The 21,723-nt window shown below is 66.1% G+C and carries 19 protein-coding genes; 10 read left to right on the forward strand and 9 right to left on the reverse strand.

The window, feature by feature from the left end; translation table 11 throughout:
* Positions 1–57 precede the first annotated feature (57 nt).
* Positions 58–1,032: a threo-3-hydroxy-L-aspartate ammonia-lyase gene (locus tag ACODSM_RS17060; RefSeq protein WP_060986986.1), complete on the reverse strand. Its 975-nt coding sequence runs from the start codon at positions 1,030–1,032 to the stop codon at positions 58–60.
* Between the two features lie 201 nt (positions 1,033–1,233).
* Entirely contained in the window at positions 1,234–2,208 is a 975-nt protein-coding gene (locus ACODSM_RS17065) for a LysR family transcriptional regulator (protein WP_488806285.1), read from the reverse strand.
* A 258-nt stretch (positions 2,209–2,466) separates the two neighbouring features.
* Here ACODSM_RS17065 and ACODSM_RS17070 point away from each other — a divergent pair, with 258 nt between their 5' ends.
* Together ACODSM_RS17070 and ACODSM_RS17075 are read left to right on the forward strand one after the other, a co-directional pair.
* Complete coding sequence (locus ACODSM_RS17070; RefSeq protein ID WP_488806353.1) at positions 2,467–3,468, forward strand: tripartite tricarboxylate transporter substrate binding protein BugE; 1,002 nt, start codon at positions 2,467–2,469, stop codon at positions 3,466–3,468.
* A gap of 11 nt (positions 3,469–3,479) precedes the next feature.
* Positions 3,480–4,928: a M20 family metallopeptidase gene (locus tag ACODSM_RS17075; protein WP_488806286.1), complete on the forward strand. Its 1,449-nt coding sequence runs from the start codon at positions 3,480–3,482 to the stop codon at positions 4,926–4,928.
* A gap of 53 nt (positions 4,929–4,981) precedes the next feature.
* Here the strand turns inward: ACODSM_RS17075 and ACODSM_RS17080 are convergent, their stop codons facing one another.
* The 3 genes from ACODSM_RS17080 to ACODSM_RS17090 all read right to left on the reverse strand — a co-directional run bounded on the left by ACODSM_RS17080 (position 4,982) and on the right by ACODSM_RS17090 (position 8,535).
* Positions 4,982–5,824, reverse strand: coding sequence for an enoyl-CoA hydratase-related protein (locus tag ACODSM_RS17080; protein WP_488806287.1), 843 nt, complete (start codon positions 5,822–5,824; stop codon positions 4,982–4,984).
* Positions 5,825–6,004: 180 nt separating this feature from the next.
* Positions 6,005–6,772, reverse strand: coding sequence for a glycine-rich domain-containing protein (locus ACODSM_RS17085; protein ID WP_488806288.1), 768 nt, complete (start codon positions 6,770–6,772; stop codon positions 6,005–6,007).
* Positions 6,773–6,996: 224 nt separating this feature from the next.
* Positions 6,997–8,535, reverse strand: coding sequence for a helicase HerA-like domain-containing protein (locus tag ACODSM_RS17090; RefSeq protein ID WP_488806289.1), 1,539 nt, complete (start codon positions 8,533–8,535; stop codon positions 6,997–6,999).
* A 241-nt stretch (positions 8,536–8,776) separates the two neighbouring features.
* Between ACODSM_RS17090 and ACODSM_RS17095 the strand changes: the two genes are divergently transcribed.
* The 7 genes from ACODSM_RS17095 (at position 8,777) to rng (ending at position 15,847) form a co-directional block, all read left to right on the forward strand.
* On the forward strand, positions 8,777–9,496 hold the full coding sequence (locus tag ACODSM_RS17095) for a YebC/PmpR family DNA-binding transcriptional regulator (protein ID WP_015014275.1): 720 nt from the start codon (positions 8,777–8,779) through the stop codon (positions 9,494–9,496).
* A gap of 114 nt (positions 9,497–9,610) precedes the next feature.
* Positions 9,611–10,891, forward strand: coding sequence for a phosphoribosylamine--glycine ligase (purD, locus tag ACODSM_RS17100; RefSeq protein ID WP_488806290.1), 1,281 nt, complete (start codon positions 9,611–9,613; stop codon positions 10,889–10,891).
* Positions 10,891–11,862 carry an oxygen-dependent coproporphyrinogen oxidase gene (gene hemF, locus ACODSM_RS17105; RefSeq protein WP_488806291.1) on the forward strand — a complete coding sequence of 324 codons (972 nt, stop codon included), beginning with the start codon at positions 10,891–10,893 and terminating at the stop codon, positions 11,860–11,862. Before purD ends, hemF begins: the two co-directional genes overlap by 1 nt.
* Positions 11,863–12,055: 193 nt before the next feature.
* The gene (gene rsfS, locus ACODSM_RS17110) at positions 12,056–12,904 is read left to right on the forward strand and encodes a ribosome silencing factor (protein WP_488806292.1); all 849 of its coding nucleotides are present in this window, start codon (positions 12,056–12,058) and stop codon (positions 12,902–12,904) included.
* Between the two features lie 81 nt (positions 12,905–12,985).
* The gene (rlmH, locus tag ACODSM_RS17115) at positions 12,986–13,453 is read left to right on the forward strand and encodes a 23S rRNA (pseudouridine(1915)-N(3))-methyltransferase RlmH (protein WP_007858784.1); all 468 of its coding nucleotides are present in this window, start codon (positions 12,986–12,988) and stop codon (positions 13,451–13,453) included.
* 264 nt (positions 13,454–13,717) lie between these two features.
* Complete coding sequence (locus ACODSM_RS17120; RefSeq protein ID WP_488806293.1) at positions 13,718–14,332, forward strand: Maf family protein; 615 nt, start codon at positions 13,718–13,720, stop codon at positions 14,330–14,332.
* Positions 14,333–14,356: 24 nt separating this feature from the next.
* On the forward strand, positions 14,357–15,847 hold the full coding sequence (gene rng / locus ACODSM_RS17125) for a ribonuclease G (protein WP_015014270.1): 1,491 nt from the start codon (positions 14,357–14,359) through the stop codon (positions 15,845–15,847).
* Positions 15,848–15,872: 25 nt separating this feature from the next.
* Here rng and ACODSM_RS17130 read toward each other — a convergent pair whose 3' ends face one another.
* Positions 15,873–16,481, reverse strand: coding sequence for a glutathione S-transferase family protein (locus tag ACODSM_RS17130; RefSeq protein WP_488806294.1), 609 nt, complete (start codon positions 16,479–16,481; stop codon positions 15,873–15,875).
* Positions 16,482–16,575: 94 nt separating this feature from the next.
* Between ACODSM_RS17130 and ACODSM_RS17135 the strand changes: the two genes are divergently transcribed.
* Positions 16,576–17,541: a helix-turn-helix transcriptional regulator gene (locus ACODSM_RS17135; RefSeq protein ID WP_488806295.1), complete on the forward strand. Its 966-nt coding sequence runs from the start codon at positions 16,576–16,578 to the stop codon at positions 17,539–17,541.
* 7 nt (positions 17,542–17,548) lie between these two features.
* Here the strand turns inward: ACODSM_RS17135 and ACODSM_RS17140 are convergent, their stop codons facing one another.
* The 3 genes from ACODSM_RS17140 to kdpC all read right to left on the reverse strand — a co-directional run bounded on the left by ACODSM_RS17140 (position 17,549) and on the right by kdpC (position 21,707).
* Positions 17,549–18,271, reverse strand: coding sequence for a response regulator (locus ACODSM_RS17140; RefSeq protein WP_488806296.1), 723 nt, complete (start codon positions 18,269–18,271; stop codon positions 17,549–17,551).
* 21 nt (positions 18,272–18,292) lie between these two features.
* Positions 18,293–21,022, reverse strand: a complete 2,730-nt coding sequence (locus ACODSM_RS17145; protein ID WP_488806297.1) for a DUF4118 domain-containing protein — start codon at positions 21,020–21,022, stop codon at positions 18,293–18,295.
* A gap of 67 nt (positions 21,023–21,089) precedes the next feature.
* On the reverse strand, positions 21,090–21,707 hold the full coding sequence (gene kdpC / locus ACODSM_RS17150; protein ID WP_488806298.1) for a potassium-transporting ATPase subunit KdpC: 618 nt from the start codon (positions 21,705–21,707) through the stop codon (positions 21,090–21,092).
* Positions 21,708–21,723: the final 16 nt, after the last annotated feature.

Here is a 21,723-nt window from a genome sequence, read left to right on the forward strand (position 1 = left end):
GGCCTCGGTGCCGATGCACCGGCGCGCTCTGCCGCGCGGTGAGTAAAAAAGTGGGGGCTAGTCTGCCAGAAACCGTGCCAGTCGCGACAAATCGACGTTGCCGCCGCTGATGAGGATGCCGACGCGCGCGCCATGGATGTCCACGTTGCCGTGCTGGGCCCCAGCGAAGGCCAGGGCGCCTGTGGGCTCGACCACGATCTTCATGCGCTCGGCAAAAAAGCGCAGGGATTCCACCAACTGCTCGTCGGTGGCGGTGACCATGTCGTCGGCCAGGCGCTGGATGATGGGGAAGGTGAGCTGGCCCAGCGCCTGGGTTTGTGCGCCGTCGGCAATGGTGTGGGGCGTGGGGATCTGCACCACATGCCCGGCTTTGAACGACTGCTGGCCGTCGTTGCCCGCTGCAGGCTCTACCCCTACCACCCGGCATTGCGGCGCCAGCGCCTCGGCGGCCAGCAGGCTGCCCGCCAGCAGACCGCCGCCACCGACGCAGACGAACAGGTAGTCCAGGTCGGGCACTTCTTCAAAAAGCTCTTTGGCCGCGGTGCCCTGGCCGGCAATGACATGGGGGTGGTCGAACGGGGGCACCAGCGTCATGCCGCGCTCCAGCGCCAGGCGGCGGCTGATGGCCTCGCGGTCTTCGGTGTAGCGGTTGTAAGTGACGACCTGGGCGCCGTAGTCGCGCGTGGCGGCCATCTTGGAGGCGGGGGCATCCTCGGGCATGACGATGGCGGCGGGCATGTCCAGCAGCCGTGCCGACAGCGCAATGGCCTGCGCGTGGTTGCCCGCCGAGAAGGCGAGCACGCCGCGTTCGCGCTGCTCGTCGGTGAACTGGGCCAGGGTGTTGAATGCGCCCCGGAACTTGAAGGCGCCGGTGCGCTGCAGGTTCTCGCACTTGAAGAACAGCTGCGCGCCCAGCCGCTCGTCGGCAGTGCTGGAGCGCAGCACGGGCGTGCGGTGCGCCATGCCCTTGAGCCGGTGCGCGGCAGCGGCCACATCGTCGTAGGTGGGTGGGGGAGCAGTGTGCTCGGTCATAGCGGTGTCCTCGCTGCGGGGCGCAGCCTGCCCCTGGTGGGTACATGATAGACCGTCAAGCAGATTGTTGGCATAAGAATGGCCGCTACCGCTTGATGGTTGGGTGATATTTGCTATCAAATGCGTAGTGACGGCAGAGCTGCGCAGCCCTGCCAGCGACGGTAGGTAACGGCACGGCATGTGTGGGGCTTGGCCATCGCGCTACTTGTTGCGCCAGCTTTTGAGCATCCGGATCAGCATGGCGGGTATTTGCTCGCGCCGGTGCACCACGCCCAACGGGGGGAGGGGGCTGCTCAGCTGCACATCCAGCTGGCACAGCTGCGCGCCCGACGGCAGCACGGGCGCAATGCTCTGGGGGACCAGCGCCACGGCATCGGGCTGGTTCAGCAGGCTGGCGAACACGGGGAGCGAGACGGTCGACACCGGGAACTGCAGCGCATCGGGCAGGGCCGCCAGCACTTCACGCTCGAAGATCTCGCGCACGGCGATAGTGGCGGTGGGCAGCACCCAGCGTGAATCCTTGAGCGCCGAGAGCGCGATGCCCCGGCGCTTGGCCAGGGGATGACGGGTGCTGGCCATGATCACCGGCTCATCGGGCTGCAGCGGCTTGAAAACGTACGACGCTGGCAGCAGCACCGGCTCGCGGCAGAACACCGCGTCGAGCCCGCCGTTGAGCAAGAGCGGCAGCAGCCGTTGGCTTGAGTCCTCCTGGACGTCGATGTGCACCCGGGGCTGGGTTTTGTAGAACTCTGCGAGCAAGGGCGACAGGATGGCCTGCGTGGCCGCGGGGGTGGCGCCCAGGCGCAGTGCAGCGGCAGCGCCGCGCCGGATGGCGGCCAGCGACTCCGCCGCTTCCTCCAGCGCGGCGAGCACTCCGCGGGCTGTGTCTACCAGCGTCTGGCCCGCCAGCGTGGGCCGGATGCCCCGCGCATGGCGCTCGAAGAGGCGCACGCCCAGGATGCGCTCCATCTCTGCCAGCGCCTGCGTGGCGGCGGACTGGCTCATGTGCAGTGAAGCGGCGGCCTGCAGGACGGAGCCGCACTGCTGCAGCGCCACCAGCAGCTGCAACTGGCGCAGGCGCGCGTGGCGGGCCAGGCGGGCATAGAGCACCTGCCCTTGCGGGGGCGCGGGGTCGTCCAGGTTGTCGGAATCGGTGGGTAGGGTTGAGAGGGCCATGGGGCTCCTGTCCAGACTGGCAAATAAGGAGAAGCGATAGAGATCCGGCAGCAGCGTGATTCGCCACTGCGATGGTTGCTATCCCGTCGGAGCTATCGACAAGGCTTATACCTTTCGAAGAATACCGCGACCTGCAGAGAGTCTGAAATTCCTATAGTCGATATCAGTAGCAGGCATGCCCGGTGGCCCTGCGCACCGTGCCCTTCCCGCTGATCCAGACCCATCCATCCATTCACGAAAGCGCTACCCATGTCCACAATGACTTCGTTTCTGGCACGGCGGACCGTTGTGTCCACACTGTGCGCCGCAGCTGCCTCCGCCCTGCTGGTGGCAGCCCCGGCAGCGCAGGCTGCAGACAACTACCCGAGCAAGCCTGTGAAGCTGATCGTGCCGTTTGCCCCAGGTGGCTCCACCGACATCGTGGCCCGCGTGGTGGCCGAGGGCATGCGCGCCAGCCTGGGGCAATCGGTGGTGGTGGACAACAAGGCGGGTGCTGGCGGCCTGCTGGGCACCGAGACCATCGCCCAGTCTGCGCCCGACGGCTACACCATCGGCATGGCCACGGTGAGCACGGCCACGGTCAACCCTTCCATCTTCACCCGCGCGGCCAAGCTGGAGGGCAAGCTGGTACCGGTGGTCAAGCTCGTGACCGTGCCCTCGGTCTACATGGTGCACCCTAGCATGGGCGTCAAGGACTTCCAGGGCTTCATGGCCAAGGTTAAAGCCAAGCCCGGCGACTACAGCGTGGGCGTGCCCGGCCTCGGAACGCTGGGCCACCTCATGATGGCGTCGTTCAACGAGACCTTGAAGACCGATATCCAGATCGTTCCCTACCGTGGCAACGGCCCCGCGCTCAACGATGCCCTGGCAGGCATGGTGCAGGTGATGGCAGACCAGCTGCCCTCGGCCATGCCGCACATCAAGGGCGGCAAGCTGGTGCCCATGGTGCTGGCCGCCGACCGCCGCGTGTCCGAGCTGCCGGATGTGCCCACCTTCAAGGAGCTGGGCCACGCCGACCTCAATGAGCTGGGGATGAGCTGGTTCGGGTTGGTTGTGCCTGCGGGTACGCCTGCGCCCATCATCAAGCGGCTGCAGGACGCGGCCGTCAGCGCCTTGCGTTCGCCCGATGTGCAAGGCCGCCTCAAGACCATGGGTGCGACAGCGGTGGAGATGGACCAGAGCAAATTTGCATCGCAGATCGCCGCTGACCTCCAGCGCAACAAGGTGTTGCTGGACAAGCTGGGCGTGAAGCCTGAATAAGGGGCGGTGCGATGACTGCTGCCGTGCAATCGATTCAGGATCTGCAGGATTTTTTTGACCGTGAGAGGCCCCGGATGGCGGGGCTGGCCGACAGCGTGTGGTCCCTGGCCGAGCTGCGCTACGCCGAGCGCGGGTCTGCCCAGCTGCACATCGACGGGCTGGCCGCAGCGGGCTTTCGGATCACGCGCGACGTGGCCGGTATCTCCACCGCGTTCATGGCGGAGTGGGGCGACGAAGGCCCGGTGCTGGCCTTTCTGGGCGAGTACGACGCGCTCTCGGGCCTCAACCAGCAAAGCGGTGCGCTGGTGTGCCAGCCGTCCGTGGACAGCCCCGGCCTGGCCGGGCACGGCTGCGGCCACCATCTGCTGGGCACCTCGGCACACTTTGCCGCCATTGCGTTGCAAGAGCACCTGCGCCGCTCGGGCCAGCAGGCGCGCGTGCGGTTCTACGGCTGCCCGGCCGAAGAAGGTGGCTCGGGCAAGACCTTCATGGCACGCGCAGGGGTCTTCGATGATGTGGACACGGCGCTGACGTGGCACCCGGGCAGCTTTACCGGGGTGCTGAGCCAGGCCACGCTGGCCAATGTGCAGGCGCGTTTCGTCTTTCACGGGCGCGCCTCGCACGCGGCCCACTCGCCGCACCTGGGCCGCAGTGCCCTGGATGCAGTGGAGTTGATGAATGTCGGTGTGAACTACATGCGCGAGCACATGCCTGCGGATGCGCGGGTCCACTATGCGGTCACCGACTCGGGCGGGTTATCACCCAACGTGGTGCAGGCGCGCGCCGAGGTGCTGTACCTGATCCGCGCACGCAACAACCGCGATGCCGCCGAGCTGTATGAGCGTGTGCAGAACGTGGCGCGTGGTGCTGCCTTGATGACGGATTGCCGTGTCGAAATCGTGTTCGACAAGGCCTGCTCCAACCTGCTGCAAAACCGCACGCTGAACCAGGTGATGTACGCGCAGATGCAGGCACTGGGGCAGCTGAAGGTCGATGCCGCGCAGCACAAGCTGGCGGGGGATTTTCAGGCGACGCTGGACGCTGCCGATGTCGAGCAGGTCAGCCGCCCGCTGGCCAGTGTGCTGCGGGGCAAGATGCCGGCGATCTTCGAAGGCATCGCGCCCTACGACCCTGCCGTCGAGGAAACCCTGTTCGGCTCAACCGACGTGGCGGACGTGAGCTGGATCACCCCCACCGTGCAGGCCTGGGTGGCCTGCTACGCCTTCGGCACGCCGTTGCATTCATGGCAGATGGTGTCGCAAGGGCAGTCCGAGCTGGCACACGCGGGCATGGTGCACGCAGCGCAAATCCTGGCCGCCACGGCGATTGTGTTGCTGGAGCAGCCGGAGCTGATCGAGCAGGCCAAGGCCGAATTGCTGGAGCGCCGAGGTGGCCAGCCTTATGTCTGCCCCATCCCGGCAGATGCTCCGTTGCCGAGCCAGCCGCGCGCTGCGGGTTGATGGGACCACCGTGATTCGCCTGCGGCGGCGCCTGCCAGTGCTTGTTCAGCGCATCAACCCAGTTCGCTGAACCGCTGCAGCGGTGTGAGTGCCGGGAACTCGCCCGCGCGTTTTTGCTTCATGGCCGTGACCGATTCGCGCACATGCTGGTTGCTCCAGATGGCGCCCTGCAGCCAGCCCATCTGGCGCAGGCTGTCTTCCACGCTGTGGTCGCGCGCGTAGTTCACGGCCTGCTTGGTGCCCCAGATGGCCACCGGGGGTTTGGACGCGATCTCCTTGGCGCACTGCAGTGCGGCGGCCACGCAGGCCTCCTGTGTGTCGAACACCTCGTTGACCAGGCCGTAGTCCAAGGCCTTGGCCGCGCTCAGGCGGCGGCCGGTGTAGGCCAGCTCCTTGACCACACCCAGCGGGATGAGCTTGGGCAGGCGCTGCAGCGTGCCCACGTCGGCCACCATGCCGATGTTGATTTCCTGGATGCAGAAGAACGCATCCTGCGTGGCGTAGCGGATGCAGCCTGCCGTGACCATGTCTACCGCACCGCCGATGCAGCCGCCGTGGATGGCCATGATCACCGGGATGCGCAGGTTGTCGATGCGGGTGAAGGTGGCCTGCATGTCGGTCAGCAGGTCGAAGATGGCGGCCCGGCCCTCGGGGCTCTGGTCGTCCATGGTGATGGCGCCGCCAAAGGTCTCCAGCGCCATGCCCGCGCTGAAATGTTTGCCGGTGCTGCTGATGACCAGCGCCCGCGCCTCGCCCGCCTGGTGCAGCCGGGCCAGCACCGCGTCCAGCTCGCGCCAGAAGGTGGGGTGCATGGTGTTCATGGCCTCGGGTTTGTTCAGAACCAGATGGGCCACGTGGTCAGTGATGCTGAGGGAAAAGCAGGTGAGGGTGTTCATGGGGTGCCACTGTAGACCGGTGGGCACAGGCGCAGTCGTCGCCTGGGTGACTGGGCGTGATTTCAGGTAATTTTGGCTGTTGGCGCTAGTGCATCAAGCCTCGTTAGCTATCAAAAAGAGAGTGATTGGGGCTGGCTTTGTGCCGCCAGCGGGGGCGATTGGGTCGGGTGGAGCAGGCGCTCAGTCCCCGCCGCCGCCACAACCGCCGCCATCGCCTCCGCCATCCCCGCCGCCGTCACTGCCTGCATCCGAACTCTCGGCGCCGCCAAAGTCGCCCGAACTGCCGCTGTAGCTGCCGTCCGAAAAACTGGTGCCGCAGTAGCTGTCGCCGCCGCTGCCGCCGGCGTCGCTCTTGCGCGCGATGTCGGAGCAATCGGGCACGTAGCTGAAGCCCCCGGCAATCGCGAACTTGGCGTCCAGCGCAAACAGCAGGGGCAGGCGGCTGGGCGTCTTGGGGTCGATGGATTCTTCCTTGCACACCCAGTACCAGCAGCGGCGCAGGCCGTCGTTGTGGCGCGCCTTGTGGCCCAGCGCCTCGGCGGGTGTGTGGTGCAAAAAGAAACCCAGCGCGTTCTGGCACCACAGCTTGTACGCCTGCGTGTGCAGGATGAATTCGTGCCACAGCGCATCAACCGCCTTGGAAGGCATGGCCACAAACTGCTGGTTGCTGCGCAGGCAGGCCATGAAGAACTGGCGCAGGCCGCGTTCGACCAGCTCACAGTCGCGGGTGCTCAGGTGGGGATAGGTCTCGCGCAGCTTGCGCTGCAGAAAGCGGGGCAGGGGAGCCTCGCGGATGTAGCGCTGGCGCACCGCGTTGGTCCACTGGATCACCAGCGCCGTGAAGATCACGGTGGCAATGAAGCACAGGACCCAGGGCCAGCGCAGGCGCCAGGCACCGGCGAAGATGCCGAGGATGGCTGCCACCCACACCCCAATGGCCAGCAGCATGACCTTGCCGCCCAGCGCAGCAGAACGTTTTCGATCCGTGTCATCGTCCCTCCTTCTTTTTGTTGTTGTGTATGGCGATTTCACGGCAGCTATGTGACTGATTTGTGACGACTTGCGGGGTGTCGTCAAACCGTCACAGGCGCCATGTGATGCGCTTTTGCAAGAGAGGCAAGCCGCAGGGGGAGAGGCGCCGGTTGATGAAGCCGGGCGCCATACCAACGGAGTTAACGGCGCTTGCTGCCGCCGCCAAAGATGCCGCCCAGCACACCCCGCAAAATCTCCTTGCCAATCGTGGTGCCCATGGTGCGCACAGCGGACTTGGCCATGGTCTGCGCCAAGCCATCGCGTTTGCCGCCGCGTGGGCCGGTGCTGCCAAACAGCACATCGTTCAGCCCGCCCAGCAGGCCGCCGCCTTCTTCAGCGGGCGTGCCGGCGGTCACCTTGCCGTTGCCACCGCCCGCTGCATTGCCTGCCTGCGTGCCGGCTTCAGCTGCGCGGCCCTTGAGCTTTTCATAGGCCGACTCGCGGTCCACCATTTTTTCGTACACACCCGCCACCAGCGAGCTGGCCATCAGCGCCTGACGCTGCTGCGGCGTGATGGGGCCCAGCTGGCTGCCCGGGGGCAGCACAAACACACGCTCGGTCACACTGGGGCGGCCTTTGGCGTCCAGAAAGCTCACCAGCGCCTCGCCCACGGCCAGCTCGGTGATGGCGGTTTCGATGTCCAGCCCCGGCTTTTGCCGCATGGTGGTCGCGGTGGCTTTGACGGCCTTCTGGTCGCGCGGGGTGAAGGCGCGCAGCGCGTGCTGCACGCGGTTGCCCAGTTGGGCCAGCACGCTGTCGGGGATGTCGAGCGGATTCTGCGTGACGAAGTACACGCCCACGCCCTTGGAACGCACCAGGCGCACCACCAACTCAATGCGCTCGATGAGCACCTTGGGCGCCTCGTTGAACAGGAGGTGGGCCTCGTCGAAGAAGAACACCAGCTTGGGCTGCTCGGGGTCGCCGATCTCGGGCAGTTGCTCGAACAGCTCGGACAGCATCCACAAGAGGAATGTGGCGTACAGGCGCGGTGAGTTCATGAGCTTGTCCGCCGCCAGGATGTTGACCACGCCGTGGCCGTCCACGGTCTGCATGAAGTCCTGGATGTTGAGCATGGGCTCGCCAAAGAACTTGTCGCCGCCTTGCTGCTCGATCTGCAGCAGGCCGCGCTGGATGGCGCCCACGCTGGCGGCGCTGACGTTGCCGTACTCGGTGGTGAACTCCTTGCTGTTGTCACCCACGTACTGCAGCATGGCGCGCAGGTCTTTCAGGTCCAGCAGCAGCAGGCCGTTGTCGTCGGCTATCTTGAACACCAGATTGAGCACGCCCAGCTGCGTCTCGTTCAGGTTGAGCATGCGTCCCAGCAGCAGCGGGCCCATGTCGGACACCGTGGCGCGCACCGGGTGGCCCTGTTCGCCAAACACGTCCCACAGCGTGGTGGGGCAGGCCAGGGGCTCTGGCAGGTCCAGGCCGCGCTCCTTGAGCACCCCCGCCAGCTTGTCGCCGATCTTGCCGGGCTGGCTGGCGCCAGTCAGGTCGCCCTTCACGTCGGCCATAAACACCGGCACGCCGATGCGCGAGAAGTTTTCGGCCAGGGTTTGCAGGGTCACGGTCTTGCCGGTGCCGGTGGCGCCGGTGATAAGCCCGTGCCGGTTGGCCAGGCCGGGCAACAGGTGGCATTCGATGGTGTCGTGCTTGGCAATCAGGAGGGGTTCAGCCATTTCGGGTTTCCTCGGGGTGAGGGAACCTCTGCACGCGTCGCGCGCCGTGTGCATCTGCGGTCTAGGGCGGTCTGCTGCGTTACAAATGCTCGCAATAGCTGCGGCTATTGCTGCGCTTTGTGCCTGGCAGCCCATCCCGACCCGCAGCGCACACTTTCCGCGCGACGCTTGCAGAGGTTCCCTGGGTTCAGCAAAAAGTAAAATCTGCCAACTAGATTAAATCAATACAAAAGGACTTCTCGTGGCAGGACACAGTAAATGGGCGAATATCCAGCACCGCAAAGGGCGCCAGGATGAAAAACGCGGCAAGATCTGGACCCGCATCATTCGTGAAATCACTGTAGCCGCCCGTGCCGGTGGCGGTGACCTGTCTGCCAACCCCCGTCTGCGTCTGGCGGTGGACAAGGCCAAGGCGGCCAACATGCCCGCCGACCGCATCAAGTACAACATCGACAAAGCCACGGGCAATGCCGAAGGCCTGACCTACGAAGAAATCCGCTACGAAGGTTACGGCATTGGTGGCGCCGCCATCATGATCGACACCATGACCGACAACCGCGTCCGCACCGTGGCTGAAGTGCGCCACGCGTTCAGCAAGCATGGCGGCAACATGGGCACCGAAGGCTCGGTGGTGTTCCAGTTCAAGCACTGCGGCCAGCTGATTTTTGCCCCCGGCACCAGCGAAGACAAGGTGATGGAAGTGGCGCTGGAGGCCGGCGCCGAAGACGTGGTGACCGACGAAGACGGCGCGGTGGAGGTGCTGACTGCCCCGGCCGACTTTGAGGCCGTGAAGAACGCGCTGGAGGCCGCTGGCCTGACGGCCGAAGTGGCGGGAGTGACCATGCGGCCTGAAAACACGATCGAGCTGACCGGCGAAGACGCCGCCAAGATGCAAAAGCTGCTGGACGTACTGGAAGACCTGGACGACACCCAGGAGGTCTACCACAACGCGGCGCTGTGACTTCGCACCCGTAGATCACCGCTTTTTTCTTGCCCTGACCTGTTTTCCGACTGATATTCCCCCGAACCCCACCCAGCAGCGCAGCGCTCTGGGCCGGGTTCACCAAAGGTTCCTATGAAAGTACTTGTGATTGGTGGCGGCGGCCGTGAACACGCGATGGCGTGGAAACTGAGCCAGTCCCCCAAGGTGACCAAGGTGTATGTGGCACCCGGCAACGGTGGCACGGCCCTGAACCCCAAGCTCGAAAACGTGGCGATCTCCGACGTGCGCGAACTGCGCACCTGGGCACAGGCCGAGAAGATCGCGCTGACCGTGGTGGGCCCCGAGGCGCCCCTGGCCGCCGGTGTGGTCGATGAGTTCCGCGTCCATGGCCTGCGCATCTTCGGCCCCACCAAGGCGGCTGCGCAGCTGGAAAGCTCCAAGGCGTTCAGCAAGGCCTTCATGCGCCGCCATGGCATTCCCACGGCCGACTACGACACCTTCACCGACCCGGCAGCCGCCCACGCGTTTGTGGACCGCCTGGGCGCGCCCATCGTCATCAAGGCCGACGGCCTGGCGGCTGGCAAGGGCGTGGTCGTGGCCATGACGCTGCAGGAAGCCCACGATGCCGTGGACTTCATGCTGGTGGACAACAAATACGGCGTGACCCACAACGAAGGCGGCGCGCGCGTGGTGATCGAGGAGTTCCTGGAAGGCGAGGAAGCCTCCTTCATCGTGCTGTGCGACGGCAAGAACGTGCTGGCTCTGGCCACCAGCCAGGATCACAAGCGCCTGAAGGACGGCGACGAAGGCCCCAACACCGGCGGCATGGGCGCCTACTCCCCCGCGCCCGTGGTCACGGCCGATGTACATGCCCGCGCCATGCGCGAGATCATCCTGCCCACGATCCGCGGCATGGAAAAGGACGGCATTCCTTACACCGGCTTCCTGTACGCAGGGCTGATGATCGATGCCAAGGGCCAGCCCAAGACGCTCGAATTCAACTGCCGCATGGGCGACCCCGAAACACAGCCCATCCTGATGCGCCTGAAGAGCGACTTCAGCGACGTGATGGCCGCTGCCGCCGACGGCAAGCTCGACCAGATGGAACTGCAATGGGACCGCCGCACCGCGCTGGGCGTGGTCATGGCAGCCCATGGCTACCCGGAAAATCCGCGCAAGGGTGACCCCATCACCGGCCTGCCGGCTGAGGCGGACGATGCCGTGGTGTTCCATGCGGGTACGCAGCTGAAAGACGGCGTGGTCAGCGTGACGGGTGGCCGGGTGCTGTGCGTGACGGTGCTGGCCGACAGCGTTAAGCAGGCGCAGCAACGTGCGTACGACGTGGCACGTGGCATCCAGTTTGATGGCGCGCAGTACCGCCGCGACATCGGCTTCCGTGCCCTGAAAAGCTGATGGCAGACGCGCAAAGCCTTAACGCCGCCGACACGGTGGCCCGCGTGCGCGCTTACTTGGTGGGCCTGCAGGCGCGCATCACCGATGCGCTGGAATCCGTGGAAGGCGAGGGCGGCGCACGCTTTCTGGCCGATGCCTGGAGCAAGCCGCCCGGCGAGCCGCTGCAGGGCGACGGCATCACCAAGATCATGGAAGGCGGCCGCGTGTTCGAGCGTGCCGGTTGTGGCTTCAGCCATGTCCGCGGCCCCCAACTGCCGCCTTCGGCCACGCAGCATCGGCCCGAGCTGGCGGGTGCACCGTTCGAGGCCATGGGCGTGTCGCTGGTGTTCCACCCGCGCAACCCCTATGTGCCCACGGTGCACATGAACGTACGCATGATCGCCGCCGGTCATCCGGGGCAGGCGCCGACCTGCTGGTTTGGCGGCGGCATGGACCTCACGCCGTACTACGGGTTTGAAGAGGATGCGGTGCACTTTCACCGTACCTGCCGCGACGCGCTGGCGCCGTTTGGCGACGACAAGTACCCGCGCTTCAAACAATGGTGCGACGAATACTTTTACCTGAAGCACCGCAGCGAGCAGCGCGGCGTGGGGGGCGTGTTCTATGACGATTTCTCGGAACTGGGCTTTGAGCAGAGCCTGGCCATGACGCAGTCGGTGGGCGACGCATTCCTGAGCGCCTACCTGCCCATCGTCGAGACGCGCCAGGGCATGGCCTATGGCGAGCGCGAACGCGACTTCCAGCTGTACCGCCGGGGCCGCTATGTCGAGTTCAACCTGGTCTGGGATCGGGGCACGCACTTTGGCCTGCAGTCGGGCGGGCGCACCGAGTCCATCCTGTTGTCGATGCCGCCGCTGGTGTCGTGGTCCTACCAGCGCTCTGACGCGGCCGATTCGACTGAAGCTGAGCTCACGCGGCGTTTTTTGGTGCGGCGCGACTGGCTTGCGGAGGGCGCTGTCCCTGCGTCCTGAAAGCCTTGAAAAGCGCAAAAGCTATAATTTCAATAGCTGCCCGCGCTTTTCACATGAGCGCAAGAGGCCAAAAACACCTCACACTGCTGCAGCGCCCCAGCACAACACCCGCGCAACACCCAAGGCTCAGCCCGCTGGCTGTGCGCTGCGTTGCACGCTATATTGATTCCATTCCCTCTCAAATCACCGCCTGATGACCACCTCCACCAAATCGGAAACCGCCGCCAAGAAAGACGTCACCAAACTCCAGCGCGCCATCGTTGATGGCCTGGAAGACGTCAAGGCGCAAGACATCCAGGTTTTCAACACCGAGCATCTCTCGCCGCTGTTTGAACGGGTGATCGTGGCATCGGGCACCTCCAACCGCCAGACCAAGGCACTTGCCGCCAGCGTGCGCGATGCGGTGAAGGAAGCCGGTTTCAGCAAGCCCCGCATCGAAGGCGAGGACAACGGCGAATGGATCATTGTGGACTGCGGCCCGGCCGTGGCGCACATCATGCAGCCCGCCATCCGCCAGTACTACCGTCTGGAAGAGCTGTGGGGCGACACACCCGTGCGCCTGAAGCTGGGCGCCGCCAAGCCCCAGTCCAGCGCCGCCACCGAACTGGCCGAGAAGAAGTCGGCCCAGAAGGCTGCCAAGGCCGCAGGCAAGGCGCCCGCCAAGAAGGCCGCCACCTCCACGGTGGCCGCCCGTTCTGGCAAGGCCACCGTCAAGGCGGTCGCCAAGACCGCTGCGAAGACTGCAGCCAAAACAGCACCGAAGCCTGCAGCAAAAACTGCGCCCAAGGCCGCACCCGCAAAGTCTGCCGCCAAGACCAGCGCCACCAAGCCAGCCAGCAAGACCCCGGGCGCAGTAGCCGCCAAGAAGCCCGCCACCAAGACCCCCGTCAAGACCGTTGTGGTCAAGCCCGCTGGCGCCAAGAAGCCTGCTGCCAAGAAGTCGCCGGCAGCCAAGTCCCCTGCACGGGCAGCCGCCAAGCCAGCTTCCGCATCGGGCTCCAAGCCGGCGGCCAAGAAGGCACCTGCGCGCAGCAAGGGCTGATCCCGCTCCGCTGCCGTGCGCTCACTGTGCGCACTATGGGCGTTCTGCAGCGGCCTCTCCCTCACGCATCCAGGTTGATCCATGAAGCTGCTCATTGTGGCGGTCGGGCAGCGGGTGCCCGACTGGGCGCAGACCGCGTACGACGACTACGCCAAACGTTTCCCGCCCGAACTCAAGGTTGAACTCAAGGCCGTCAAGACCGAGCCTCGCGGCTCCAAGACGCTGGAGACGCTCTACGCCGCGGAGCGCGAGCGCATCGAGGCCGCCATTCCGCGCGGCACGCGTGTGGTGGCACTGGACGAGCGCGGCACCAACCTCACCACCAAGGCCCTGGCCGAACGGCTCAAGGGCTGGCAGCTGGGTGGCGACGATGTGGCACTGGTCATCGGCGGCCCCGACGGGCTGGACCCCGCCTTTCGGCAGGCGGCGCACGAGCGGATTCGCCTGTCGGACCTGACCCTGCCGCACGCCATGGTGCGCGTGCTGCTGATCGAGCAGCTGTACCGTGCTTGGTCGGTGAATGCCGGGCATCCCTACCATCGTGAATGAAGCAGGCCCTTTGTGATGCTGGTCTGTGTTACTCCTGTTTTCATAGCTGCTAGCGCTTGATGAATAAGCGTATGGGATGTCCTACATCACTCCCTGCGGTCTGTGATAACACGGCCTCGGGCAGTCCGCTGCGTTGCTTTTCTTGCCAATAGCGGGGCTATTGGCTGCAAAAAGACGCCTTGCGGTCTATCCCGATCCGCGCCACCACCGACTTGCGAGGGTGATGCAAGACATCCCTAGCCGATTTTTATTCAAAATCCCTTCATGCCCGACTTCATCTACCTCGCCTCCCAAAGCCCACGCCGTCGCCAGTTGCTTGAACAGCTGGGCGTGCGGCACGAGCTGCTGCTGCCCAATGTGGAGGGTGACGAGGCGGAGGACGCCGAAGCCATCGAGGTGGTGCTGCCCGGCGAGGCGCCCACGGCCTATGTGGAACGCGTGACCGCTCTCAAGCTTGACGCGGCCGTAGCCCGGCGCGCGCGGCGCCAGTTGCCCGATGCGCCCATCCTGTGCTCCGACACCACTGTGGCGCTGGGCCGTACCATCTACGGCAAGCCGGACGATGCCGCCCATGCGGCGCACATGCTGGCCGAGTTGGCGGGCCACGAGCACCGCGTGCTCACCGCCGTGGCGCTGCAGGTGGGGGCCAAGCGGCTGACGGCCCTGTCGGTGTCGCGCGTCACCTTCGCTGCCATGACCTCGGCGCAGATCGATGCGTATGTGGCCACGGGCGAGCCGCTGGGCAAGGCGGGCGCCTACGGCATCCAGGGCAGGGCGGCGGCGTATGTGGAACACCTGGCGGGCAGCTATTCGGGCATCATGGGGCTGCCGATGTACGAGACCGCACAGCTGCTCCGTGCTGCAGGCTTCCCGCTATAAGCAAGAACAACAGGTTCCAGAGCCATGCAACAAGACATCCTGATCAACTGGTCGCCCCAGGAAACCCGTGTGGCCATCGTCGAGCACGGCGCCGTGCAGGAGCTGCATGTGGAGCGTACGCTGGAGCGTGGCCTGGTGGGCAACGTCTACCTGGGCAAGGTCTCCCGCGTGCTGCCAGGCATGCAGTCCGCGTTCATCGACATCGGCCTGGAGCGAGCGGCCTTTTTGCACGTGGCCGATGTGTGGCAGCGCCAGCCCGATGGCGAGCCGCCCGCATTCGCCCGCAAGAACGAGCCGCAGGTGCCGATTGAAAAGCAGGTATTCGAAGGCCAGGCGCTCATGGTGCAGGTCATCAAGGACCCCATCGGCACCAAGGGCGCGCGGCTGTCTACGCAGATCAGCATCGCCGGCCGGCTGCTGGTGTTTTTGCCGCAGGACGACCATGTGGGCGTGTCGCAGAAGATTCCGCCCGCCGAGCGTGATGCCCTGCGCGCGCGGCTGCAGGCGCTGGTGGGCGACAAATCCACCGGTGGTGGCGGCGGCTTCATCCTGCGCACCAATGGCGAAGATTCCACCGATGCCGAGCTGGCCGAAGACATTGCCTACCTGCGCAAGACCTGGGCGCGCATCAAGGAGGCATCGCTCAAGCTGCCCGCCATGTCGCTGCTGCACCAGGACCTGGACCTGCTGCAGCGCGTGCTGCGCGACCTGGTGGGTGACCACACGCAGACCATCCGCATCGACTCGATGGAGCAGTTCCAGCGCCTGCGCGCTTTCGGGCAGGAGTTCATGCCCGCCGCCGCCGGCAAGCTGCAGCACTACAAGGGCGAGCGCCCCATTTTTGACCTGTACTCCATCGACGAAGAGGTGGCCAAGGCCCTGGGCCGCAGGGTCGATCTGAAGTCGGGCGGCTACCTCATCGTGGACCAGACCGAGGCGCTGACCACCATCGACGTAAACACCGGCGGCTACGTGGGTGCCCGCAATTTTGACGACACCATCTTCAAGACCAACCTGGAGGCCGCGCAGGCTATTGCGCGCCAGCTGCGCCTGCGCAACCTGGGCGGCATCATCATCGTGGACTTCATCGACATGGTGCGCGACGACCACCAGCAGGCCGTGCTGTCGGAGTTCAAAAAGCAACTCGCCCGCGACCGGGTCAAGACCATGTCGTCTGGCACCTTCTCGCAACTGGGCCTGGTGGAAATGACGCGCAAGCGCACCCGCGAATCATTGGCCCACATGCTGTGCGAACCCTGTGAGGTGTGCCAGGGCAAGGGCAGCGTGAAGACTGCGCGAAGCGTGTGCTACGACATCCTGCGCGAGATCCTGCGCGAAGCCCGCCAGTTCAATCCGCGTGAGTTCCGCGTGGTGGCGTCGGCCCGGGTGGTGGAGCTGTTCCTGGACGAAGAAAGCCAGCATCTGGCCGGGCTTTCCGACTTCATCAAGAAACCCATCTCGCTGCAGGCAGAAAGCGCGATGGGACAGGAGCAGTACGACATCGTGCTGCTGTAGCAGCGCTCTTGATCGACGGAGGGCGTCAGGCCTCGATCTGCATCGCCGGGCGCGCTTGCACCCGGGCCAGCCACGCTTGCACATGCGGGTGTGCGTTGACAGGGGCACCCAGGTACTGGCTGTAGCCCACCACTGAGCCCACCACCAGATCCACCAACGAGTAGTTGGCCCCCAGCATCCAGGGTTGCTGGGCCAGCCGAGCGTCCAGTAGGGCCAGCAACTCGCTCAGCTGACGCAGAACGGCCTCTGCCTGGGCGGTGTTGCGCCACACCGCTTCGCCCTGGGTGGCCACATGCAGGCGACCCACCAGCGCGCCATAGGTCACATACGACCACGTGCACCACGACAGGGCCTGCAACGCCTCGGGTGTACCGCCTGCGGGCCACAAGCCGCGCTCGACGCCAAAACGGTGTCCCAGCCACAAGTGAATGGCCAGAGCCTCAAACATCGGTGCACCGTCTACCGTCAGCGTGGGCACTTTGCCGTTCGGGTTGAGGGCGAGGTAGTCGGGGCGGCGCTGCTCGCCGGTGCGGATGTCGATCTTGATGCGCTCATGCGGCACTCCCAGTTCGGTGAGGGCGCAGGCGATGGGTGTGGCGCTGGACATGGGGTGCCAGTAAAGGACGATGGACATGAAGAACTCCTTGCAAGTGGTGGAAGAAAAGGTGGAGCCACTGTAAGAACCATTGCGGACAATTTCAGTCCTCGATTCGACGTACAGTGGCGGCATGCTCACCTCGTCCACGCGCCTGTTGCGCCTGCTGTCCCTGCTGCAAACCCGCAGCCACTGGATGGGCCCCGAGCTGGCCGAGCGGCTGGAAGTGCACCCGCGCACGCTGCGCCGCGACATCGATCGCCTGCGCCAGCTGGGCTACCCGGTGCAGGCCAGCAGTGGCGTGGCGGGCGGCTATGCGTTTCGCGCGGGGCAGGCGCTGCCCCCGCTGCTGCTGGACGATGAAGAAGCCCTGGCCGTGTCGATTGCGCTGCGCACTGCCACTGCGGGTGCCGTGGGCGGCATTGAAGAACCCGCCTTGCGCGCCTTGGTGAAACTGGAGCAGGCCATGCCCCTGCGGCTGCGCGAGCAGGTGGACGCGTTGCGCTCCACTATCTTGCCGCTGGACCGCCCCGGGCCGGTGGTAGAGGCCTCGTTGCTGGCTACGCTGGCATCTGCATGTTGCGACCAATTGCGGCTAATTTTTTCGTACGAAGATGGCAAGGGGCGTGCCACCCAGCGCTCGGTGGAGCCACAGGGCGTGATGCACACCGGCATGCGCTGGTACCTGGTGGCGTGGGACTGCGACCGGGGCGACTGGCGCACCTTCCGCATCGACCGCATGGTGGCAAAGCCCGAAGTCGGCGCGCATTTTGTGCCGCGCCCCGGGCCGGACGGCGGCGACCTCAAGGCCTACGTAACGCGCTCCATCACCGTGGCGCCGCACCCCGACCAGGCGCGGGTGGTGCTGCACGCGCCCTACGCAGAAATGGCGCGGCGCATTCCGCAGTCGGCCGGTGTGATCACAACGCTGGCCGATGGACAGCGGTGCCAGCTGCAAAGCCCCGCCAGCGATGCGCTGGTGTTCTGGCTCATGGCGCTGGATGTGGAGTTTGAGGTGCTGGCGCCCGCGTCACTGCAGCAGCGGCTGCGCGTGGCGGGGGAGCGGGCGTTGCGCTGCACTGGTGCGCGCAGTTCGTGAGTGGACCTCAGGGCACGAACCGGTACCCAATGCCCGCCTCGGTCCGAAGGTGCCGGGGCATGGAGGCGTTGTCCTCCACCTTCTTGCGCAGGTTGGCCATGTGCACGCGCACGTAGTGCGTGTCTTCTGCATGGCCAGGGCCCCACACGGCTTTGAGCAATTGGGCGTGGGTGATGACTCGGTCGGGCTGGGAGGCCAGGTAGGTGAGCAGCTTGTATTCGATGGGCGTGAGGTGCAGGGCCTCGCTGCCATTGCCTTCACCATTGCCGCCTGTGCTGCGCTCCACGGTGCGGCGGGCCAGGTCCACGGTGATGGGGCCGAACTGGATAAGGGGTGTGGCCTCGGCGCCGGATGCGCGCTGGCTGCGGCGCAACTGGGCGCGCACGCGGGCCATCAGCTCGCCGGAGCCAAAGGGCTTGACCAGGTAGTCGTCAGCTCCGGCGTCCAGCGCCGCGATCTTGCTGGCTTCGGCGCTGCGGGCTGAGAGCACGATGATGGGCATGGCAGACCAGGTGCGCAGGTCGCGGATCAAGTCCACGCCGTCTCCGTCGGGCAGGCCCAGGTCCAGCACCACCAGGTCGGGGCGGCGGGTGCCGGCCTCGATCAGGCCGCGCTGCAGGGTGGCGGCCTCGTGCACGGTATGGCCTTCGCTCTCCAGCGTCAGGCGCACAAAGCGGCGGATATCGGCTTCGTCTTCAACGATGAGGATGTGGGTGTGCAGATCGGTCATGGGGATTGCGGGGCCGCGCGGTCAAACTTCGCTGGTGGTGTCTGTATCGGTGCCCAGGTCGGTGGGCGGTGTGCCGCGTGGCAGCAGCAGCGTAAAGCGTGCGCCCGCAGGCTGGCCCTGGGCGTTGAGGATGGTATCGCCCCGGATGCTGCCACCATGCGCCTGAACGATGGCGCGGCAGATGGCCAGCCCCAGGCCCACGCCGGGCGTGGCGCTTTCGCGGGCACCGCGCTCGAATTTTTCAAACAACAGCTCTTCGCGCCCTGGGGGCAGGCCGGGGCCTTCGTCGGTGATGGTCAAGGCCACGGCGTCGCTTTGGGGTCGCGCGCTGATGTGCAGGGTGGTGTCTGCGGGGGTGTACTTGGCGGCGTTTTCCAGCAGGTTGACCAGCACGCGCTCCATCAGCACGGCGTCGATCTGCAGCAGGGGCAGGTCCTCGGGCAGGGTCACTTCGATACGGTGCGCAGCAATGGCGGGGGCGCTGGCGGCCAGGGCGCTGCCCACCACTTCTTCCAGCGGCTGCCAGGCCTTGTTGAGCTGCACGGCCCCGGCTTCCAGGCGGGCCATGTCCAGCAGGTTGTTGACCAGCGCGCTCATGCGCTGGGCCGATTGCTGGATGGCGCCGGTCAGCTCTTGTTGATGGGCAGGCAGGGGCGGCTGCACCATGGCCAGCGATTCGGCCAGGCCGACCAGCGAGGCCAGCGGCGTGCGCAGGTCGTGCGAGATGGCCGAGAGCAGCGAGTTGCGCAGCCGCTCGGACTCGATCTGCACGGTGCTCTTTTGAGCCACGTCGATGTAGTGGATGCGTTCGAGCGAAATGGCCAGCAGCGAGGCGCAGGTTTGCAACAGGCGGCGCGGTTCTACACCGGGTACCTGGCCTTGTGGCATAGCCACTACCAGCACGCCACGGATGCGCATGGGCGCCTTGAGCGGCAGCACCAGCGTGGGGCTGGAGTGCAAGGTGTCGGTGCCCCGGCCTGCGGGCTCGCCGCGCTCGAATGCCCATTGCGCCACGGCCATGTCCACGGGGGCGGTGCCTCCGGGCAGCACCTGCAGGCGGTTGTCATCGTCGGCCACCACCAGCGTGCTGCCTGCGCTGAACTCGCCCGTGATAAAGCGTGCGCCAATCTCGGCCACCTGCTCGGGCAGCAGGGCTGCAGACAGGTCACGCGCCATGTCGTACAGGCTGCGCACGCGGTGTTCGCGGTCGGTGGCGGCCTCGGCCTGCACCTTGAGCCCGGCGGTGAGCTGGCCCACCACCAGGGCCACCACCAGCATCACCGCAAAGGTGACGACGTACTGCGCGTCGCTCACCGCAAAGTTGAACCGGGGCGGCACAAAGAAGAAGTCAAAAAACCCCACGCCCAGGAACGCCGCCATGATGGCCGGGCCGCGACCAAAGCGCAGCGCCACCCCCACCACCACCAGCAAAAACAGCATGACGATGTTGGTCAGCTCCAGCACATTGGCCAGCGGTGTGGCAATGACGGCGGCAATGCAGCAGGCCAGGGCGGCGGCGATGTAGCCGGGCCAGAATGCAGCGCGGGGGGCTGCGGTGCTGGTGCGGGTGGTTTTGCGTTCGGTGGTGTCGGCGCTGCGGCTGGGCAGTGTGCCCACCTGCAGCAGGTCCAGGTCGCTGGCACTTTGTCCGATCTGCTCGGCCAGCGTGGCCTGCCACGGCCAGCGCCGGGTGCTGCGCCCCATGACCACGCGCACCAGGTTGTGCTCACGTGCATAGCGCACCAGGGCCTGGGCGGGCTGCGCAGCGGGCAGCACGGCGCAGGCGGCGGCGCCCAGTTGCTGGGCGATCTTCAGCGTGCGCTCCACCTGCGGGTGCAGGGTAGCCGACTGGCCTTGCTGCTCGGGCGTTTCCACATGCACGGCGTGCCACGGCAGGTCGAGCTGGGCGGCCAGGCGGGCGCAGCTGCGCACCACTTTTTCGGCGTTGTCGCCCGTGCCCACGCAGGCCAGCAGGGCCTCTCGGTTGGGCCACACGGCCTCGGCGCTGGTGCTGCTGGCGCGGCGGTAGGCGCGCATTTCGTCGTCCACACGGTCAGCGGTGCGGCGCAGGGCCAGCTCGCGCAGGGCCAGCAGGTTGCCTTTGCGAAAGAAGTTGGCAGCGGCGCGCTCTGCCTGCTGGGGCAGGTAGACCTTGCCGGCTTTGAGGCGCGCCAGCAGCTCGTCGGGCGGCAGGTCCACCACCACCACTTCGTCGGCAGCGTCAAAAAACTGGTCGGGCACCGTCTCCCACACGCGGATGCCGGTGATACCGCTGACGATGTCGTTCAGGCTCTCCAGGTGCTGCACGTTCATGGTGGACCACACGTCGATGCCTGCGGCCAGCAGCTCTTCGGCGTCTTGCCAGCGCTTGGGGTGGCGCGATCCGGCCACATTGCTGTGGGCCAGCTCGTCCAGCAGCACCAGGCCCTCGGGGTTCGCAGCGCCCCAGGCCAGGGCGGCGTCCAGGTCAAACTCGGGCAGGGTGCGGTCTTTGTAGGGCAGGGCGCGCAGCGGCAGGCGCGGCAGGTGTGCGGTCAGCGCCTCGGTGTCGGTGCGGCCATGCGTTTCGACCACGCCGATGGTGACGGGCAGGCCCTGCGTCTGCGCCGCCCGGGCGGCGGACAGCATGGCAAAGGTCTTGCCCACCCCCGCACAGGCGCCAAAAAACACTTTGAGCCGCCCGCGCTGCTGCTGGGCCTGCTCTTGCTGGATGCGCTGCAGCAGCGCGTCGGGGTCGGGGCGATCCTGCATGGGCACAGTGTATCCACCAATTTGATGTCGAATAGGCCTCAAGCGCTAGTATCAATTGCGCTGATAGCTATTTATTTGATAGCGAATCGAGTGCCAGATTCAAGGCCAGAACGTTCACACGCGGCTCGCCCAGCAGGCCCAGCCAGGGGGTGTCGGTGTGCTGCTGCACCAAGGCTTGCACTTGTCCCACGGGCAGGCCTCTGGCACGGGCCACGCGTTCGCTCTGGTAGGCGGCGGCTGCCGCGCTGATGTGTGGGTCCAGCCCGCTGGCCGACGCGGTGACCAGGTCGACGGGCACGGGGCGGGTGTTGCCCGGGTCGGCGGCACGCAGGGCTTCAATGCGGGCTTTGACCGCTTCGGCTAGCGCCGGGTTGGTGGGGCCCAGATTGGAGCCACCCGAGGCCGATGCGTTGTAGGGTATGGGCGCTGTGGCCGATGGGCGGCCCCAGAAGTGGCCAGGCTCGGTGAACGACTGGCCGATCAGCTCGGAGCCCACTGCCTTGCCACCCTGGGTGATGAGGCTGCCGTTGGCCTGGTGCGGGAAGGCCGTTTGTGCGACACCGGTCACGGCCAGCGGGTAGAGCAGGCCGGTGACGATGGACAGCACGACGAACAGCGTGAGGGCAGGGCGCAGCAGGCCGCCTGGGCTGGCGGGCACGTCGTCGCGGGGGATACGGATAGGCATACGATTTTCCTTGTCA

The sequence above is a fragment of the Acidovorax sp. FG42 genome, assembly GCF_057809195.1.

Coding starts and splice junctions, on each gene's coding strand:
- ACODSM_RS17090 (WP_488806289.1), bottom strand. CDS start 8,535: ATGGCTGAACCCCTCCTGATTGCCAAGCACGACACCATCGAATGCCAC.
- kdpC (WP_488806298.1), bottom strand. CDS start 21,707: ATGCCTATCCGTATCCCCCGCGACGACGTGCCCGCCAGCCCAGGCGGC.
- ACODSM_RS17075 (WP_488806286.1), top strand. CDS start 3,480: ATGACTGCTGCCGTGCAATCGATTCAGGATCTGCAGGATTTTTTTGAC.
- ACODSM_RS17145 (WP_488806297.1), bottom strand. CDS start 21,022: ATGCAGGATCGCCCCGACCCCGACGCGCTGCTGCAGCGCATCCAGCAA.
- ACODSM_RS17080 (WP_488806287.1), bottom strand. CDS start 5,824: ATGAACACCCTCACCTGCTTTTCCCTCAGCATCACTGACCACGTGGCC.
- ACODSM_RS17060 (WP_060986986.1), bottom strand. CDS start 1,032: ATGACCGAGCACACTGCTCCCCCACCCACCTACGACGATGTGGCCGCT.
- ACODSM_RS17120 (WP_488806293.1), top strand. CDS start 13,718: ATGCCCGACTTCATCTACCTCGCCTCCCAAAGCCCACGCCGTCGCCAG.
- ACODSM_RS17065 (WP_488806285.1), bottom strand. CDS start 2,208: ATGGCCCTCTCAACCCTACCCACCGATTCCGACAACCTGGACGACCCC.
- ACODSM_RS17140 (WP_488806296.1), bottom strand. CDS start 18,271: ATGACCGATCTGCACACCCACATCCTCATCGTTGAAGACGAAGCCGAT.
- rsfS (WP_488806292.1), top strand. CDS start 12,056: ATGACCACCTCCACCAAATCGGAAACCGCCGCCAAGAAAGACGTCACC.
- ACODSM_RS17085 (WP_488806288.1), bottom strand. CDS start 6,772: ATGCTGCTGGCCATTGGGGTGTGGGTGGCAGCCATCCTCGGCATCTTC.
- rlmH (WP_007858784.1), top strand. CDS start 12,986: ATGAAGCTGCTCATTGTGGCGGTCGGGCAGCGGGTGCCCGACTGGGCG.
- hemF (WP_488806291.1), top strand. CDS start 10,891: ATGGCAGACGCGCAAAGCCTTAACGCCGCCGACACGGTGGCCCGCGTG.
- purD (WP_488806290.1), top strand. CDS start 9,611: ATGAAAGTACTTGTGATTGGTGGCGGCGGCCGTGAACACGCGATGGCG.
- rng (WP_015014270.1), top strand. CDS start 14,357: ATGCAACAAGACATCCTGATCAACTGGTCGCCCCAGGAAACCCGTGTG.
- ACODSM_RS17130 (WP_488806294.1), bottom strand. CDS start 16,481: ATGTCCATCGTCCTTTACTGGCACCCCATGTCCAGCGCCACACCCATC.
- ACODSM_RS17070 (WP_488806353.1), top strand. CDS start 2,467: ATGACTTCGTTTCTGGCACGGCGGACCGTTGTGTCCACACTGTGCGCC.
- ACODSM_RS17135 (WP_488806295.1), top strand. CDS start 16,576: ATGCTCACCTCGTCCACGCGCCTGTTGCGCCTGCTGTCCCTGCTGCAA.